Annotated in this window: 12 protein-coding genes; 6 read left to right on the forward strand and 6 right to left on the reverse strand. The window is 62.2% G+C overall.

The genetic code is table 11. The annotated features are described in order from the left end of the window. Nucleotide 1: 1 nt before the first annotated feature. From V8N38_RS12585 to V8N38_RS12595, 3 genes are all read right to left on the reverse strand, one after another. Nucleotides 2–3,139, reverse strand: a complete 3,138-nt coding sequence (locus V8N38_RS12585; protein WP_147839946.1) for an efflux RND transporter permease subunit — start codon at nt 3,137–3,139, stop codon at nt 2–4. Nucleotide 3,140: 1 nt separating this feature from the next. Beyond that, nucleotides 3,141–4,283, reverse strand: coding sequence for an efflux RND transporter periplasmic adaptor subunit (locus tag V8N38_RS12590; protein ID WP_147839945.1), 1,143 nt, complete (start codon nt 4,281–4,283; stop codon nt 3,141–3,143). Nucleotides 4,284–4,412: 129 nt separating this feature from the next. Then, complete coding sequence (locus V8N38_RS12595; RefSeq protein ID WP_147839944.1) at nt 4,413–5,927, reverse strand: MDR family MFS transporter; 1,515 nt, start codon at nt 5,925–5,927, stop codon at nt 4,413–4,415. Between the two features lie 82 nt (nt 5,928–6,009). Between V8N38_RS12595 and V8N38_RS12600 the strand changes: the two genes are divergently transcribed. Then, the gene (locus tag V8N38_RS12600) at nt 6,010–6,678 is read left to right on the forward strand and encodes a TetR/AcrR family transcriptional regulator (protein ID WP_204275783.1); all 669 of its coding nucleotides are present in this window, start codon (nt 6,010–6,012) and stop codon (nt 6,676–6,678) included. A gap of 23 nt (nt 6,679–6,701) precedes the next feature. Here V8N38_RS12600 and V8N38_RS12605 read toward each other — a convergent pair whose 3' ends face one another. Then, nucleotides 6,702–7,838: an agmatine/peptidylarginine deiminase gene (locus tag V8N38_RS12605; protein ID WP_147839943.1), complete on the reverse strand. Its 1,137-nt coding sequence runs from the start codon at nt 7,836–7,838 to the stop codon at nt 6,702–6,704. Between the two features lie 143 nt (nt 7,839–7,981). Here V8N38_RS12605 and V8N38_RS12610 point away from each other — a divergent pair, with 143 nt between their 5' ends. The 3 genes from V8N38_RS12610 to V8N38_RS12620 all read left to right on the forward strand — a co-directional run bounded on the left by V8N38_RS12610 (nt 7,982) and on the right by V8N38_RS12620 (nt 13,180). Next, nucleotides 7,982–8,845, forward strand: a complete 864-nt coding sequence (locus V8N38_RS12610) for a LysR substrate-binding domain-containing protein (RefSeq protein ID WP_060439911.1) — start codon at nt 7,982–7,984, stop codon at nt 8,843–8,845. Nucleotides 8,846–9,006: 161 nt separating this feature from the next. Then, nucleotides 9,007–10,680: a gamma-glutamyltransferase gene (ggt, locus tag V8N38_RS12615; protein WP_100395771.1), complete on the forward strand. Its 1,674-nt coding sequence runs from the start codon at nt 9,007–9,009 to the stop codon at nt 10,678–10,680. Between the two features lie 205 nt (nt 10,681–10,885). Further along, the gene (locus V8N38_RS12620) at nt 10,886–13,180 is read left to right on the forward strand and encodes an FdhF/YdeP family oxidoreductase (RefSeq protein ID WP_147839942.1); all 2,295 of its coding nucleotides are present in this window, start codon (nt 10,886–10,888) and stop codon (nt 13,178–13,180) included. A 71-nt stretch (nt 13,181–13,251) separates the two neighbouring features. On the opposite strand, the gene V8N38_RS12625 is transcribed toward V8N38_RS12620, so the two are convergent. Together V8N38_RS12625 and V8N38_RS12630 are read right to left on the reverse strand one after the other, a co-directional pair. Further along, complete coding sequence (locus tag V8N38_RS12625) at nt 13,252–15,177, reverse strand: DUF3857 domain-containing protein (protein ID WP_147839941.1); 1,926 nt, start codon at nt 15,175–15,177, stop codon at nt 13,252–13,254. 123 nt (nt 15,178–15,300) lie between these two features. After that, complete coding sequence (locus V8N38_RS12630; RefSeq protein ID WP_047730677.1) at nt 15,301–15,870, reverse strand: helix-turn-helix domain-containing protein; 570 nt, start codon at nt 15,868–15,870, stop codon at nt 15,301–15,303. 129 nt (nt 15,871–15,999) lie between these two features. Here V8N38_RS12630 and V8N38_RS12635 point away from each other — a divergent pair, with 129 nt between their 5' ends. Both V8N38_RS12635 and V8N38_RS12640 read left to right on the forward strand, forming a co-directional pair. Then, nucleotides 16,000–16,911, forward strand: a complete 912-nt coding sequence (locus tag V8N38_RS12635; RefSeq protein ID WP_147839940.1) for a DMT family transporter — start codon at nt 16,000–16,002, stop codon at nt 16,909–16,911. A gap of 133 nt (nt 16,912–17,044) precedes the next feature. Next, the gene (locus V8N38_RS12640) at nt 17,045–17,617 is read left to right on the forward strand and encodes a hypothetical protein (protein ID WP_060418809.1); all 573 of its coding nucleotides are present in this window, start codon (nt 17,045–17,047) and stop codon (nt 17,615–17,617) included. Nucleotides 17,618–17,752: the final 135 nt, after the last annotated feature.

Genomic DNA, 17,752 nt, shown 5'->3' on the forward strand with positions numbered 1-17,752 from the left:
GTTATTCTCCTGCCTGTGACGGCGGGTTGGCGGGCCGACGGGTAAACATGCGGCGCACCAACACATAAAACAGCGGGACGAAAAAGATGGCCAATGCGGTGGCGGTGATGGTGCCGCCGATGATGCCGGTACCGATGGCGATGCGGCTGTTGGCGCCGGCGCCGCTGGATACCGCCAGCGGCAGCACCCCGGCGGTAAACGCCAGCGAGGTCATCAGGATCGGCCGCAGGCGCATGCGCGCCGCGTGGACCGCCGCGGCAATCAGCGTTTCACCCCGCTGATGCATCTCCTCGGCGAACTCGACGATCAAAATGGCGTTCTTCGCCGACAGGCCGATGATGGTGAGCAGCGCCACCTGGAAGTAGATGTCGTTTTCCAGCCCGCGCAGGGTGATCGCCAGCAGCGATCCCACCACGCCCATCGGCACCACCAACATCACCGCGAACGGAATCGACCAGCTCTCATACAGCGCCGCCAGGCACAGGAACACCACGATGAGCGAAATGGCGTACAGCGACGACGCCTGGCCGCTGGTCAGCCGCTCCTGATAGGACAGCCCGCTCCAGGAATAGCTGCTGCCGGCGGAGAATGTTGCCGCCAGTTTCTCCATCTCGCTCATCGCCGTTCCGGAGCTGACGCCAGCGGCGCCCTGCCCGGTGATCTCGAACGACGACAGCCCGTTATAGCGCGACAGATTTTCCGGCCCGTAGATCCAGTGCGAAGACGCAAAGGCGGAGAACGGCGTCATGCTGCTGGCGCCCGACGCGTTGGTGCCGCGCACAAACCAGCGGTCGAGATCTTCCGGCTTGGCGCGGTACTGCACATCGCCCTGCATATAGACTTTTTTCACCCGGTTGCGATCGATAAAGTCGTTGATATAGGTGCTGCCGAACGCGCTGCTGAGGGTGCTGTTGACGTCGGCGGCGCTCAGGCCGAGCGCCTGCAGCTTGCCGTTGTCGATCTCCACCTGCAGCTGCGGGGTGTCCGGCAAGGTGTTGGCGCGCACCGCCAGCAGTGCCGGGTTGTTGCCGGCGGCGGCAACGATCTGGTCGCGCATCGCCTGCAGCTCGGCGCGGGTGGTCGCCCCTTTGGCCTGCAGCTCGAAGGTGAAGCCATCGGACTGGCCGAAACCGTCGATCGCCGGTGGGCTCATGGAGAAGACCTGGGCGTCGCGCAGCGAGGCGAAGTGCGCCATGGCGCGTTTGGCGATGGCGTCGGCGGTGTTCGCGCTGCCGCTGCGCTGGCTCCAGTCTTTGAGGCTGACGAACGCCATGCCGGCGTTTTGCCCGCTGCCGCTGAAGCCGAAACCGTTGATGGTGAAAATGGTGCTGACGTTGGCCTTTTCCTGGTCGAGGAAATAGGCGGTCACCGCCTCGCTCACCGCCGAGGTGCGCGCGTTGGTGGCGCCTGCCGGCAAGGTGTACTGCACCATCACCGTGCCCTGATCCTCGTTGGGCAGAAAGCCGGTCGGCAAGCGCAGGTACATCACGGCCGCGGCGATCAACAGCAGGCCGTACAGCAGCAGATAGCGCGTCGGCCGGTGGATTACCCCACCGACCTTGTCGGCGTACTTCTCCTGCAGCCGGTCATAGCCGCGGTTGAATTTGCCCAGCAAGCCCTTGTCGGTCTGCGCGTCGTGCGCGGGCTTCAGCAACGTGGCGCACAATGCCGGCGCCAGCGTTAACGCCAGCACCACCGACAGCACCATCGAGGAGACGACGGTGATCGAAAATTGGCGATAGATCACCCCGGTGGAGCCGCCGAAGAACGCCATCGGCAGAAATACCGCCGACAGCACCAGCGCGATGCCGACCAATGCGCCGGTGATTTCGCGCATCGATTTCTCCGTCGCCTCGCGCGGCGGCAGCTTATCCTCCCGCATCACGCGTTCGACGTTTTCCACCACCACGATGGCGTCGTCCACCAACAACCCGATCGCCAACACCATGCCGAACAGCGTCAGGGTATTGATTGAATAGCCGAACGCCGCCAGCACGCCGAAGGTGCCCAGCAACACTACCGGCACGGTGATGGTCGGGATCAGCGTGGTGCGCAGGTTTTGCAGGAACACGAACATCACCACCACCACTAACGCCACCGCTTCGAACAGCGTTTTCACCACCTCCTCGATCGAGATATTGATAAAGTCGGTGCTGTCTTTCGGGTAGGCCACCTTGTAGCCCTGCGGCATCGCACTTTGGTATTCCGCCACCTTGGCCTTCACCAGCTTGGCGGTGTTGAGGGCGTTGGCGCCCGCCGCCAGCTTGACCGCGATCCCCGCCGCCGGGTGGCCGTTGAGGTGTGCGCTGGCGGAGTAGTCCTCGTTGCCCAACTCAATTCGCGCCACGTCGCCCAGCCGCACCAGCGCGCCGCTGCTGTCGCTTTTCAGGATGATATTGCGAAACTGTTCCGGCGTTTGCAGCCGCGACTGCGCCTTTACCGTGGCGGTCAGCTGCTGATCGGCGGCGGCCGGCAGATCGCCGATCTTGCCGGCGGACACCTGGGTGTTTTGCGCTTCAATCGCCGTCTGCACATCGGAAGGCATCAGCGCATAGCTCGCCAGCTTGGTCGGATCCAGCCAGATGCGCATCGCGTATTCCGAGCCGAACACCTGCACGTCCCCCACGCCCTCGATGCGCGACAGCGGATCCTGCAGGTTGCTGACCAGATAGTCGGAGATATCGGCCATCGTCGCCTTGTCGCTTTCGTCATACAGCCCGACGATCAGCAGGAAGCTGCTCTGGGATTTCTTGACCGTCACGCCCTGCGCGGTAACCGCGCTCGGCAAACGGCTTTCCGCCTGCTGCACCTTGTTTTGCACCTGCACCTGAGCGATATCCGGATCGGTGCCCTGATCAAAGGTGACGTTGATACTGACCGAGCCGCTGGAGCTGCTGGTCGAAGAAAAATACAGCAGGCCGTCCAGGCCGGTGAGCTGCTGCTCAATCACCTGCGTGACGCTGTTTTCCAGCGTTTCCGCGTCTGCGCCCGGGTAGGTGGCGGAGATGGAAATCTGCGGCGGTGAGACGTCCGGGTACTGCGAAACGGGCAACGAGTTGATCGACATCAGGCCGCACAGCATGATGATGATGGCGATCACCCAGGCGAATACCGGCCGCCGGATAAAGAACTGCGCCATATCACTGCTCCCCGCGTTGGTTTTTGTCGACCGAAACCTCAACCGGCTTCACCGCGGCGCCGATCGTGACCTTGCTGGTGCCTTCGACGATCAGGCGATCGCCTTCGTTCAGCCCGCTGCCGATCAGCCAATTGCTGCCCACCACCCGTTCGGCGCTGACGGTGCGCTGCGCCACTTTGTTCTGTTCGTCCACCACCAACGCGGTGGCTTCCCCTTTGGCGTTGCGGGTTATGCCCTGCTGCGGCGCCAGAATCGCTTTGGGATCGACGCCGTTATCCACCGTGGCGTGGACATACATGCCGGGCAGCAGCTCATGTTCGGGGTTGGGGAACACCGCGCGCAGCGTGACCGAACCGGTGGCTTCGTCCACCGCGACTTCGGTCAGCTCGAGCTTGCCGGCATGGGCATAAGGCGTACCGTCCTCCAGCTTGATGGCGACCGGCGTGACCGCGCCGCGCTGTAACGCCGCCTGCTGGCGCCGCAGTTTAAGCAGCTGGGCGCTGGACTGGGTTAGATCGACATAGATCGGGTCGAGCGCGCGGAGGGTGGCCAGCGCATCGCTCTGGCTGGCGGTGACCAGCGCGCCCGGCGTCACCGACGAGATGCCGATACGCCCGGCGATCGGCGCCCGCACCTGGGTATAGGCGAGGTTAATGCGCGCCGTCTCCAGCGCCGCCTGATACTGGGCCACCGACGCCACGGCCGCCAGATAGGCGGCTTTGGCATCGTCCGCATCCTGTTGAGAAACGCCGTTCTCTTTCACCAGCGCCGCATAGCGCTGCGATTTGAGCCGGGTGGATTGCACCGTGGCCTGGGCGTTTTTCAGCTGGGCGGCGGCCTGATCGTAGCTGGCCTGATAGCTGGCGGGGTCAATTTGGTACAATACCTGCCCGGCTTTCACCTCGGCGCCTTCGGTAAATAACCGCTGCTTGATGATGCCGTCGACCTGTGGCCGCACGTCGGAGGTCATGGTGGCGTTGACCCGGCCGGTCAGCTCGCTGCTCAGGGTCACTGACTGGCCGCGCAGCGTGACCACGCCGACCTCCTGTTCTGCGCCCGCGCCGGCTGGCGCACCGGCGTTTTGCCCATCGCAGGCGGCCAGCAACAGCGACAGCCCAAGCACCAAAAGCGTTTTCCTCTGCATTGCAATACGATCCTGTTGAGAATGACTATTCTCAATATATCGAATGCCGGAATGCGCTTCTGAAAGGGTTGCGTAAGGATTCGGTAAAAGTTCGTCGGGAAGAACCGGCCGGAGCGGCCGGCGTCGGGATTATTTGTGCCGCAGCGGCACGTCTTTCAAGAGCCAGGTCAGCGCAAAAGCCAACGCCATCACCCCGGCGGCAATTTGATACACCGAATGGATCGCCCCGCCGAAGGCCTGCAGGTAATCCTGCTGCAGCGCCGCCGGCAGATGGTGCACCGCTTCTGCACCGAGCGCGCGCGGCAGCTGCGCGCCTTCCGGCAACAGCGCCGCCAAACGGGTGTGCAGCACCTGCGTGAAAATCGCCCCGAACACCGCTACGCCTATCGAACCGCCGATAGAGCGGAACAGCGTGGCGCTCGAGGTCGCGACCCCCATATGCCGGGGCTCCACGCTGTTCTGCGCCGCCAGGATCATCACTTGCATCACCATGCCCAGCCCCAACCCCAGCAGGCAAATGTACAGGTACAGGTGCTGCACCGGCGTGTTATTGGTCAGGGTGCCGAGCAACGTCATCGCCCCTAATGCGCACAGGGTGCCGACGATCGGAAACAGCCGGTATTTACCGCGTTTGCTGATGATCCGGCCGCTGATGATCGAGCTGACCATAATGCCGCCCATCAACGGCAGCAGCTGCATCCCGGCCTGCGATGGCGTCGAGCCTTTCACCACCTGCAGATACAGCGGCAGGAAAGTCACGGAGCCGAACAGCGACATGCCGACGATAAAGCCGATCAGGCCGCACAGCACAAAGGTGCGGTTGCGAAACAGCCCAAGGGGAATGATCGGTTCACCGGCCAGCCGTTCCTCATAGATAAAGCCGCCCAGCGACACCAGGCCAAAGGCCAGAATGCACCACAGCTGGCCGTCCGACCAGGCCATGACCGTGCCGCCCTGGCTGGTGAACAGGATGATGCAGGTGAGCGCCATCGCCAGATAACCGGCGCCGAGGAAGTCGATTTCATGCCGCACTCGATTGACCTGCGACTGAAACACCGCGCCAATCACCAGCAGGGCGAACAGGCCCAGCGGCAGATTGATGTAGAAAATCCAGCGCCAGGAAAAATGCTGCACCAGCAGGCCGCCGATCAGCGGCCCCACCACCGTGGCCAAGCCGAATACCCCGCCGAACAGCCCCTGATAACGGCCGCGTTCGGCCGGCGGGATCACGTCGCCGACCACCGCCAGGGTGACCACCAACAGCCCGCCGCCGCCCAACCCTTGCAGCGCGCGCATCAGAATCAGCTGCGTCATGTTTTGCGCCAGCCCACACAGTACCGACCCAAGCAAAAACAGCACAATAGCGATTTGCAGCACAATCTTGCGGCCGAAGAGATCGCCGAATTTGCCGTACAGCGGCACTACGATAGTGGAAGACAGCAGATAGGCCGTCACCACCCACGACAGTTTCTCAAGCCCACCAAACTCGCCGACGATGGTCGGCAGCGCGGTGGAGACAATGGTTTGATCCAGCGCCGCCAGCAGCATCACCAGCAGCAACGCGGAAAATAGCAACGGGAGCGAAGGCGCCTTGGCTGGCGCCCCGCCGTGATCGGGCCGGGTTGTCGGGTTTTCAATCTCCATCGGAGTCAGTTCACTTGTAATTAATTAATCACATAATTAATATATGAGTCATCCTTTTCTCCGGTCAATGGATCTCACCGCGATGACAGCACGAAACGTTCAAACTCCCGCCAAGCCTCGCCGCCCCGGCCGGCCGAGCGGCGGCGCCAAAGGGGCTGACAAACGCGAGCATTTGCTTGATACCGCGCTGAACCTGTTTGCCCGCCAGGGGATCGTAGACACCTCGTTGAACGCCATTGCGCGCGAGGCAAACGTCACCCCGGCCATGCTGCACTACTACTTTCATAACCGCGATCAGCTGCTGGACGTACTGATCGAGGAGCGCTTTCTGCCGGTGCGCAAAATGGCCGGCGAGGTGTTCGACGCCAACGCGGACGATCCCGTCACCGCCTTCACCCTGCTGGCGCAACGTTTTATCGACATCGCGTTGGAACACCCCTGGTTCGCCCCGCTGTGGCTGCGGGAGGTCATGAGTGAAAGCGGCGTGCTGAAACAGCGCATGGATGAACGGTTCGGCGATGAGCGCCGCCAAATCGCGCTACAATCCATCGCGCGCTGGCAGGCGCAGGGTAAACTCAATCCCGATCTCGAGCCTTCCCTGCTGTTCTTCACGCTGTTCGGCATCACGTTGCTGCCGCTGGCCACCGCGCCGAAATGGCGGCGCGAACGGGATAAAGGCCAGCTGAACGCCGAAGATATCGCCCGCCACGCCGTCGCCCTGCTGCGTTACGGCATCGGCCCGGCGCGTTAGCCACCGGGCGCGAAGCGCCCTATTCAGCGTGACCTGCCATGCACCGGCAGTTGGTTGGTTGCGCAGTGAATGCCGCCGCCGCCGGCCGCGATGGCGTCGATCTCCAGCTGCACCACCTTGTGCTGCGGATAGAGCGCCGTCAGCAGCTCAAGCGCCGCCCGGTCCGCCTGCGGGTCGCCAAACTCCGGGGCGATCACCGCGCCGTTGATGACGAAATAGTTGATGTAGCCCGCCGCAAAATCCGGATTGTTGCGGCTGAATCGGCTGTCGCGCGGCGCCAGCGGCGGCGAAAGCGTATGCACCTGCAGCCGGCGGCCGTCAGCGTCGGTCGCCGCCTTGAGGATCGCCAGATGTTGCTGGGTAACCGCATGGTCATAAGAGGCCGGATCGGTGTCCAGATTGGCCACCACCACGCCCGGCCGCACGAAGCGGGCGTAAAAATCGACGTGGGCGTCGGTGATGTCCCGGCCTTTAATGCCCGGCAGCCAGATAATTTTGCGCAGGCCGAGCATCGCTTTCAGCTCCTGCTCCACCCGGTCCCGGCTCCAGCCCGGATTACGGTTCGCATTCACCCAGCTGCTTTCGGTCATGATGCCGGTGCCGTGCCCATCCACTTCGATACCGCCGCCTTCGCCTATCAGTGCGCTGCGGCGCAGTTGGGCGGCACCGTAGCGGTTGGCGGCAAACGCCGCCAGGCGCGCATCCTTGGCATGCCGCTGCTTATTGCCCCAGCCGTTGAAGTTGAAATCCACCGCCCCGAGTTCGCCGGCGCCGTTGACGACGAAATTGGCGCCGAAATCGCGCACCCAGATGTCATCCAGCTCGGTGACGACATAGCTGACGTTGTGACTGCCGCAGGTGGCCTCGGCCAATTGCCGTTCATGCTCGCGGCAAAATACCGTCACCGGCTGAAACTCGGCGATGGCGCGGGCGATACGGCCCTGCGCCGCCTGCACATCCGCCGTGAATTCACCCCAGATGGCCCGCTGCGCGCCGAAGGCGAGAAATGCCCGCTGCTGCGGTTCCCCTTCGTCAGGCATCCGCCAGGCCGGATTAAGCGCAGCTTCTGCGTGACCGTGTAACGAAACACCCAGCGAGGCCGTCAGACCGACTCCGGCGACGGCGGAAAGCTGTTTAATAAACACGCGGCGAGTTGACATTAAAGACCTCTTATAATCATTTATAATTCAAAAAGTTAACCGAATAATTCACGATTATGCGGTTGAATCTTATGCTAGTCTTCCCCTGCCACCGCGACAAACGATATATTTAGTGGATATCTGATTAGACAGGCTTATCGATAATGTTAAAACACTGGCCCCCCTTGAGCGCGCTACGCGGCTTCGAAGCGGCAGCGCGCCTGGGCAGTTTTCATCAGGCTGCCGAAGAGCTGCACCTTACCCAATCGGCCATCAGCCAGCAGATCCGCAGCCTCGAAGCGTTTCTGGAGCAGCCGCTGTTCTTCCGCACCGGCCGCAGCGTGGCGCTGACCGACGCCGGCCACGATCTGTTCAGCACCGCGCAGGTGATGCTGCAACAGCTGGCGGTCGGCATTCGCCGTTTGGATCAGTACCGCAAACCCAATCAGCTGATCGTCAACACCACTCCGGCTTTCGCCCGGCACTGGCTGATGCCGCGGCTGGGCGACTTCAATCGGCAGCATCCGCAGGTCGACCTGTGGCTGTTCACCAGCTTTGAACCGCCGAATATGGCGACGGACAGTATCGATCTGGCGATCCGCGACGATCTCAGCGCGCAGGCGGACTGCAGCTTTAACGTGCTCTGCAGCGACCGGCTCTATCCCGCCTGCCACCCCAGCCTGCTGGCGCTGGCGGCGGAGCAGCGCGTGACCCTGCACGGCGAACGGGAGATGGACTGGAGCCACTGGACGGTGGCGGGCGGTGCGCACGTCGGCCAGCGCGATAGCGGGCTGAACTTCTCCGATCCCGGTCTGCTGCTGGACGCCGCCTGCAATGGCCTCGGCATCGCGTTGGTCAGCCAACTGCTGGCGCAGCACGCGCGCGACGCCGGGCTGCTGCAACCGTTAACCGAGCAACGCGTGCGCGGTGCCAACTGGGCGTGGCTGCTGCACCGCGACAGCGAACACAACCCGCTCGCCCGGCACTTCTGCCAATGGCTGCAGTCGGCGTTGCCCGCCGGCGCATAACGCGCCACGTCACGATTCGCTACTCTGGTCAGGCGGCCCCGCCTGACCGCTGCTACCTTCAATAAAGCGCCGCAACAGCCCGAAGAAAACGCGCTAACCTGCTGTTTCAAAATAATTAGTTGAATTCACCTGATAACTGAAAATCGCTAAAAGGATCTTCTATGTCTGCCGGTTTATTGAAAACGATAGCTCTGAGCGTGGCCCTGGCCTGCACCGTTCCTACCGCCTTTGCCGCCGATCTGACCGCCGGCGCGGTCGCCGCCCCGGATCAGTATGGCGCAAAAGTCGCCGCGCACATTCTGCAGGCCGGCGGCAACGCGGTCGATGCGGCGGTCGCCACCGCCTTTACCCTGGCGGTCACCTACCCTGAAGCCGGCAATATCGGCGGCGGCGGCTTTATGACGCTGTATATCGACGGCAAACCCTATTTCCTCGACTACCGCGAAGTGGCCCCCAAGGCCGCCAGCAAAACCCTATACCTGAACGAGAAAGGTGAAGTGATCGAAAATCTCAGCCTGGTGGGCAGCCGCGCCGCCGGCGTGCCGGGCACCGTGCTGGGGCTGTGGGAAGCCCACAAGCGCTTCGGCAAGCTGCCGTGGGCCGAACTGCTGACGCCGGCGATCGGCTACGCCCGGCAAGGTTTCACCGTGGCGGATCAGCAGTATCAGTACCGTGAAGACGCCAACAAGCTGTTCGCCGGTAAAACCAACTTTGGCGACTATTTCGGCGCCATGAAGCCCGGCACGGTGTTCAAACAGCCGGAGCTGGCCGCCACCCTCGAGCGCATCGCCAAGTCGGGCGCCGACGATTTTTATCACGGCGAAACCGCGCGCCTGCTGGTGGCGCAAATGCAGCGCGACAACGGGCTGATCGGCGCGGCGGATTTGGCCGACTATCGGGTGAAATGGCGTGAGCCGATGCGCATCAGCTGGCGCGGCAACACCGTATATACCGCCCCGCTGCCCAGCTCCGGCGGCATTGCGCTGGCGCAGCTGCTGGGGATAAAAGAAGATCGCGCCGCCGACTTCAAGGGTGTGCCGCTGAACTCGGCGCGCTATATCCACCTGCTGGCGGAAATCGAAAAGCGCGTGTTCGCCGATCGCGCCGACTACCTCGGCGACCCGGATTTCACTAAGGTGCCGGAAGCACAGCTGATCGCCCCCGACTACCTGCAAAAACGCGCCGCCGAAATCAACCCGACGGCGATCTCGCCGACCGAACAGGTGCGGCCAGGGCTGGAAACCCACCAAACCACCCACTTCTCGATCGTTGATGCCGCCGGCAACGCGGTCAGCAACACCTATACGCTCAACTGGGACTTCGGCAGCGGCGTGGTGGTCAAAGGCGCCGGCTTCCTGCTCAACGACGAGATGGACGATTTCAGCGCCAAACCCGGCGTCGCCAATGCCTTCGGCGTGGTGGGCAGCGACGCCAACGCCATCGAGCCGGGCAAGCGCATGCTCTCCTCGATGAGCCCGACCATCATCACCCGCGACGGCGAGGTCAGCCTGGTGATCGGCACGCCGGGCGGATCGCGCATCTTCACGTCGATCTTCCAGGTGATCAACAACCTCTACGATTACCATCTGCCGCTGGCGCAGGCGGTGGCCGCCCAGCGCGTGCACCATCAGCTGTTGCCGAAGGACACCCTGTACTATGACAGCTTTGCGCCGTTGACCGGCAAACCGGCGGAAGAGCTGAAAGCCATGGGCTACACCCTCGAAGATCAGGGCTGGAACATGGGGGACATTCAGGCTATCCGCATCGATGGCCGCACGCCGGAAACCGCGTCCGATCCGCGCGGCCGCGGCGTGGGCCTGGTGGTGAAAAAGTAACGCCCCGGCGGCCCGCCTCCGGTTAAACGGGCCGCCGCTCTCCCCGCACAGACTGCCGCTGCCCCCTTTTTCACTCATCTATACTGAATCGACAGGCCCGCGCTTAACGGCGACGGCTCCTGCGGTCCGTCTTGAACGATAAAGATAATATTCATAGTAAATCAATCACCTGCATTTATCGTAAGCGGTGTCGGAGGCAAGCAACATGGCGAAAAGACGAGCAGTACCCGGGGTTCATCCCTACGATGGGCCCGCCGGCGGTTGGGGCGCGCTGAAAGCGACGGCCATCGCCGTGCGCACGCAAATGGACACCTTAGAAGCGCCGGTGACGCTGATGCGCACCAACCAGCCCGACGGGTTTGATTGCCCGGGATGCGCATGGCCGGATAAAGAACATCGATCCACCTTCCAGTTCTGTGAAAACGGCGCCAAAGCCGTGACCTGGGAAGCGACCAGTAAGCGCGTGACGCCCGAGTTTCTGGCGCAAAACACCGTAACGTCGCTGCTGCAGAAAACCGATTATCAGTTGGAAGACTATGGCCGCCTGACAACCCCTTTGTTCTATGACGCCGGGACGGATACCCTACGCCCGCTGGCCTGGGACGAGGCGTTTCAACGCATCGCCGCCGTCTTGCAAACCCTGCCGCCGGAGCAGGTGGAGTTTTACACCTCCGGCCGGGCGTCCAATGAGGCGGCCTATCTGTTCCAGCTGTTTGCGCGGGAATTTGGCAGCAATAACTTCCCCGACTGTTCCAATATGTGCCATGAGCCGACCAGCGTAGGCCTGCCGCAGTCGATCGGCATCGGCAAAGGCACCGTGTCGCTGGATGACTTTGACAGCGCGGAGCTGGTTATCTCCATCGGGCACAATCCGGGCACCAATCATCCGCGCATGATGGGCACGCTGCATGAACTGGCGCGCAAAAAGGTGCCGATCATCGTGTTCAACCCGCTGCGCGAGCGGGCGCTCGAGCGTTTCACCGATCCGCAAAACGTCATCGAAATGGCGACCTACAGTTCGACCCCTATCGCTTCAACCTACTATCAGGTCAAAGCCGGCGGCGACGCCGCAGCGCTGAAAGGCATCGCCAAGGCGCTGCTGCAACTGGATGAAACACAGGGTAATGCCGTGGATCATGCCTTTATTGCCGAGCACACGGAAGGATTTGCCGCTTTCGCCGCCGATCTGGCGGCTACGCGTTGGGAGGCTATCGAAGCGGAGAGCGGCCTGGCGCGCCGGGATCTGGAACAGGTCGCCGCCGCCTACGCAAAATCTAACGCCACCATCGTGACCTACGGCATGGGCATTACGCAGCACAATAAAGGCACCGCCAACGTGCGTCTGATCGCCGATCTGCTGTTGCTGCGTGGCAACATCGGCAAACCGGGCGCCGGCATCTGCCCGCTGCGCGGCCATTCCAACGTGCAGGGCAACCGTACCGTCGGCATCACCGAAAAACCCTCGGCCGATTTTCTGACGAAGCTGGAAACGGTGTTTGGCTTCACGCCGCCCAAAGCCCACGGCCATGATGCCGTGAAATGCATGCAGGCGATGATCGACGGCACTTCGAAGGCGTTGATCTGCCTGGGCGGCAACTTCGCCGTGGCGCTGCCGGACCCCGAGCAGAGTTTCCCGGCGATGAAGGCGCTGAAATTAAGCGTGCATATCGGCACCAAACTCAACCGCAGCCATCTGTTGGTGGCGAAACAAACCCTCATTCTGCCCTGCCTGGGGCGCACCGAGCTGGATCTGCAGGCCGGCGGGCGGCAATCGGTGACGGTGGAGGATTCGATGTCTATGGTGCATGCCTCGTCCGGTAAACTCAAACCGGCGTCGGAACTGCTGCGTTCGGAACCCGCCATCGTGGCCGGCATGGCCAAAGCGGTGATGCCCGCCAGCAAGGTGCCCTGGGATGAGCTGATTGAAGATTACGATGTGATCCGCGATCTGATCGAAAAAACCATTCCTGGCTTCGACGATTACAACGCGCGCATCCGCCAGCCGGGCGGTTTCCGCATGCCGTTGCCGCCAACCGAGCGCCGGTGGCCGACGCCGACGGGCAAAGCGATGTTTTCCGTGTTCAGCGGGCTGCATGAAGACGAGACTGTCCCAGACCAAGAAACGCTGCGGCTGATTACGCTGCGCAGCCACGATCAGTACAACACCACCATCTATGCTCTGGATGATCGCTACCGCGGGGTTTTCGGCCGGCGCGACGTCTTGTTCATGAATGACAGCGATCTGCAACGTTTGGGGCTGGAGCATGGCGACGTCGTCGACCTGGAAACGGCGCTGCCCGGCTGCACTCAACGCCTGGAGGGCATCACGGTGATCGCCTACAACATTTCAGCCGGTTCGGTCGGCGCCTACTATCCGGAGGCCAACGTGCTGGTGCCGCTGCATTACATCGATGAGGAAAGCGGCACGCCTTCGTACAAATCGGTGCCGATCCGCGTGACGCTGAGATCCAAAGAGGTGCGCGAGGTCAACATCGCGTAGAGGGAACTCTACGGGCCCCCAAACTCTTGTCTGTTTGGGGGCCATTTTTTTATCCAGCTACGGGCAGCAGCTTATTTTCCGTTGGCTAATTCGCCGTACACCACCTGGCCGCGGAAACCGCGCCGCACCTGCTGGAACAGCTCGCGGAACGCCGGGTAATCCTGCGCCTGGCACAGCGCTTCCTTGCCGCGAATGGCGTTCACCTGCAGCTGATGATTGACGATCACCTGCTGCCCGTCGCGTCGCCACGCCACGCGATAGTCGCCCGCCGCATTACGGAACTGCCTGTCTTGCGGAATGGCGATGATCGGCACGTTGGCCGGCAGCTGCAGACGGTAGGTTTCGTCGTAGCGCTGTGCGCTGCAGTAGAACGGCGTTTCGTTGCCCGGCGCCGCCGTGGTGGTATACAGCGTGCGGAACGATTTGCCGCCGGGCGGATTCGGCAGCGTCATGCCGCCCACTACGCTGAAATCGACGTAGTCGTCCGCCTTGAAGCGGAAGCGGTAACCGAACTGTTTTTTGAGATCCAGCGGATCGCTGTTCATCGCCACCTCGCCGCTGCCGTCGATGCCGGAGGCGGACATGATCGACGCTTCGGCCTGCGCCCGGTTCTGCCGGTTGATCTGCGAGAAGTAGCCCCGCAGGTCAATCTCTTCCACTTCGCTCAGCCGACGCTCGGTTTGCCCGTGCAGATTGCCCGCTTTGTCGAACACGAAATCGACGCTCAGCGCGCTCTTGACCGGCTGCTCGTCGCTGCCCGGCGTGCGCGCCAGCTTGGCGTCGCGCGTCAGCAGCACCGGTGCCCCCAGGTCGCCTTCCGGCAGTTGCCCGAACCGCGCCCACGGATTGGTGGAGTCCAGGTACAGTTTGAATTCCGGCACGTAGGTGATGGCGTGGTTAAAGCGGCTGAGCAGCGGCACCTTAGGCAGTAACGGGCCTTCGTCCATGCCGATCAGCACCGGCGAGCTAGCAATGCCTTTGGCGGCGAGCAGCGCCTCCAGGATCACCACGTGGTCCTTACAGTCGCCGTAGTGGTTGTCGAGAATGCTCTGCGCCGAATTCGGCTCCAGCCCGCCGTTGCCCAGGTACACCGCCACGTAGCGAATGTTTTGCGCCACCCAGCGATAGAGCGCCTCCGCCTGCTCGCGCCGATCGCTGATGCCGGCGGTGATGTTGTCCGCCAGCGCCTGAATGCCCGGCGTCACCTGCGCCGCCGCGCCGGCCTTCAGCTGGTAGGCCTTGGCCAGCTGCGGCCACTCGCGGTAGGTGCTGGCCATGATGGTCGGGCTGAAGGTCCAGCTGTCCGCCGCCCAGTTTTGTGATTTCATCGGCGCGCTACGCGAATAATGCCAGCGCCAGTGCGCCTGCCCGTCGCGGATCTGCGGCTGGTCCCCACCTTCCACGCCGCGCGTGAAGATATGCATCGGCAGCCTGGCCGGCGCCTGCAGCGTCACTTCGGCGTCGTCGAACTGGTCGAAAACGCTGAACGTCTCCCACAGGCCGAAATAGTCGGGGAAATACGGGGTGTTTTGCGTGCGGCGCAGCTCATACACCACGCGCGATCCCGGCGCCAGGTTGGAGAACACGATGACGCGCACTTTGCGGTCGGCATACAGCGGCGCCGTGGCGCTGGAGTAGCTTTCCTGGGTATAGATGCGATCGGGCGCCACGTCGTGGCGCTGGCCGTCGGCGGTCAGCGTGTAGGCGGCGACCACCTCCAGCGTTTCCATTTTTTCGCTGTAGCTCAGGCGGATCTGGCTGAATTTCTCGACCGCCGCCTTGGTCTTCAGCAGCATTTCGTAGCTTTCCGTTTTCACGTTGGTGGCGTTGGCGTTGACGCGGTAATCCGCGCGATAGCGTACGAAGCTGAAATCGTTGTTGGCCGTGTCGTTCTGGCCCTGATCCGCCGCGGCGGGCGGTGCAACGGCCAACACGGTGGCCGGGTGCGTTGCCGTCAAACCGGCGAATAACAGCAGGGAAGGAATAGCGATTTTCATCTTCGGTCCTTGAAGGGCAATAAACGGCGACGCCGGGCTACGCGCCCGTCCCGGCGTCAAAACAGGCGGGCACACTAATATAATTGAGAATCATTTTCAATAAACGGACCTTCAACGCCGGGGCTACCCCTGTTCGATCAGCATCACGGCGGTGGTCTCCGGCTCCAGCGCCTCGAAAACGTGCTCGCGATCGGCGGAGTAGCTGATGTAATCGCCGGCGCTCAGCTCCAGCGGCTGGTCCGCCGGCCCGAGGCGTGCCCGCCCGCTGCTGATGATCACATGCTCGACGGTGCCGGGGGGATGCGGCCGGGAAAGTTTGGCTTCGCCGGGCTGCACCCGCAGCCGGTAAATGTCGCGCTGCGCCCCCGGCGGGCAGGTGGCCAGCAGCGTGGCGGCGTAGTTGCCCTGCTCCGACAGCGCCGGCGTACCTTCATGGGCGCGGATCACTTGCACCTGCCTGCTCGGCTGTGAAATCAGCCGGCTGACCGGCACGTCCAGCGCCATCGCCAGCGCCCACAGCGTTTCCAGGCTGGGATTGCCGCTGCCGGCTTCCAGCTGCGACAGCGTGGATTTGGCGATGCCCGCTCGCTTCGCCAGTTCGGTCACCGACAGGTTCAACCGCTCCCGCTCGCGGCGGATTGCCGCCGACAGCAGGCCGATAGGCGTGATGTTCTGCATCCGATCGTCACTCATTGTTCGCTATGCCATCCATTTGTTCGGCTTGACGAACACTCGTGTTAGTGTTCATCATAATGTTCGATTGTTCATTTTAATGATTAAGCCGCTTCACCACAAGTACGGCCAGGCAACGAAGGAAACAACATGAAAACGAAAACGCGCGGTGCAGTGCAAATGATCCTCGCCATGACCATCTCCGGCACCGTGGGGTGGCCGGTGCTCGTTTTGGGGCAGCCGCCTGCGACGGTGGTGTTTTGGCGCTGCGCGTTCGGCGCGCTGGCCATGCTGGCGACCTGCGCCGCACTCGGTCAGTTGAAACAAGGCGCGATCAACCGCCGCCAGCTGGCCTTCGCCATTCTGGGGGGGATCGCCCTGGTGCTCAATTGGACGCTGCTGTTTGCCGCCTATCAGCATGCTTCGATCGCTGTCGCCACCGTCACCTACCACGTTCAGCCGTTCATGTTGGTGGCGCTGGGGGCGCTGCTGTTCGGCGAAAAACTGACGGCCGATCGGCTGGGCTGGCTTCTGCTGGCGTTCGCGGGGGTGGTGTTGATCGTCGCCGGCCGGCAAAACGGCGGCAGCGGCGATGGCTACCTGCTTGGCGTGGCGCTGGCGCTGGGCGCAGCCCTGATGTACGCCATTGCGGCGGCGATCGTCAAACAGCTGGCCGCGCTGCCGCCGCAGCTGATCGTGTTGATTCAGCTGACCGTCGGCGCGTTGGCGCTGGCGCCGTTCGCCGGCCTGGCTACGCCGCCTGCGGCCCCCCTCGACTGGCTGCTGCTGGCGACCCTCGGCCTGGTGCATACCGGTTTGATGTCCACGTTGCTATATGGCGCCATTCAGAAGATCCCCACGGCCCTGGTCGGCGCCCTGTCGTTCATCTACCCGGCGGTGGCGATCGTGGTGGACTGGGCGGTGTTCGGCCACCGCCTCAGCCTGCTGCAGCTGCTGGGCACGCTGGCGATCCTGGGCGCCGCGGCGGGCATGATGTTTTATAAACGCCATTCAATCTCAACAGCAGCCGAGCCTGCCGTCGTGAGACAGAAAAATAAATGAGCATAAACGAATACCGAGGGCGTTTTATGTCTAACCTTATTATCGATGCCGCCACTCAGCCTATTTAATCCATTCTAATTATTAAGCATGAAAATAATTAGAATATTTACCTTGCGTGTGGAGAAATATCAATATGAGCAATACCGGTGAGACATTAATCAATGCCATCGTCAGCAATAATTCTCTGATGGCAATAAATAATTGCCCTGGCGTTCCCGCCCAAATGAGCCGGGCCGTTTATGGCAAAACGCAGGACGATAGCGGGGCCGGAACCACGATCGAAAATAACCGTGACATGCAAAAGAATATCAATATCGCGCTGGGGTTCTCTGGGGCGAACTCGGAAACCGCCGTTTGGCATTTCATGATTGGCCCGCCCGTCCACCATTTTGTGGTGATCCCCTGGTACCAGCATACGGCGCCGCACGGACGGGTTTACACCGTATTTATGGCCTACGAGAACCGGTATTCGGTTGGCGGCTATGTTCAACATACGCCGCCGGCGCCTTCTGCGGTGAAAGGCTACCGTACCGTCTGGAGCGTGACCGACCTGGGGCAGATGTTTAGCGATTTGTTGACCAGCGCCACGGCGTGGCAAACCTATTTCGGTGCGGTGGGCGCAGCGCAGGCCAATAAAATAACCTATTGGAAATATAAGGTAACGTCTTTAGATTCCGCCGTGGCCAACGTCAATAAATACCGCTAATCCCATCCGGCGGGCAAGCTATGCACAATAAGGCATTCGTCTTGCGCCCGGCGCGGTGCTATTTATTTAAACCGTGTAGGGTAGAAGGAGTGTTCTATGTGGCATCACCGCCTGCAACGGCGCATCCGTTTCAGC

The sequence above is a fragment of the Serratia nevei genome (assembly GCF_037948395.1).
GTDB lineage: Bacteria > Pseudomonadota > Gammaproteobacteria > Enterobacterales > Enterobacteriaceae > Serratia > Serratia nevei.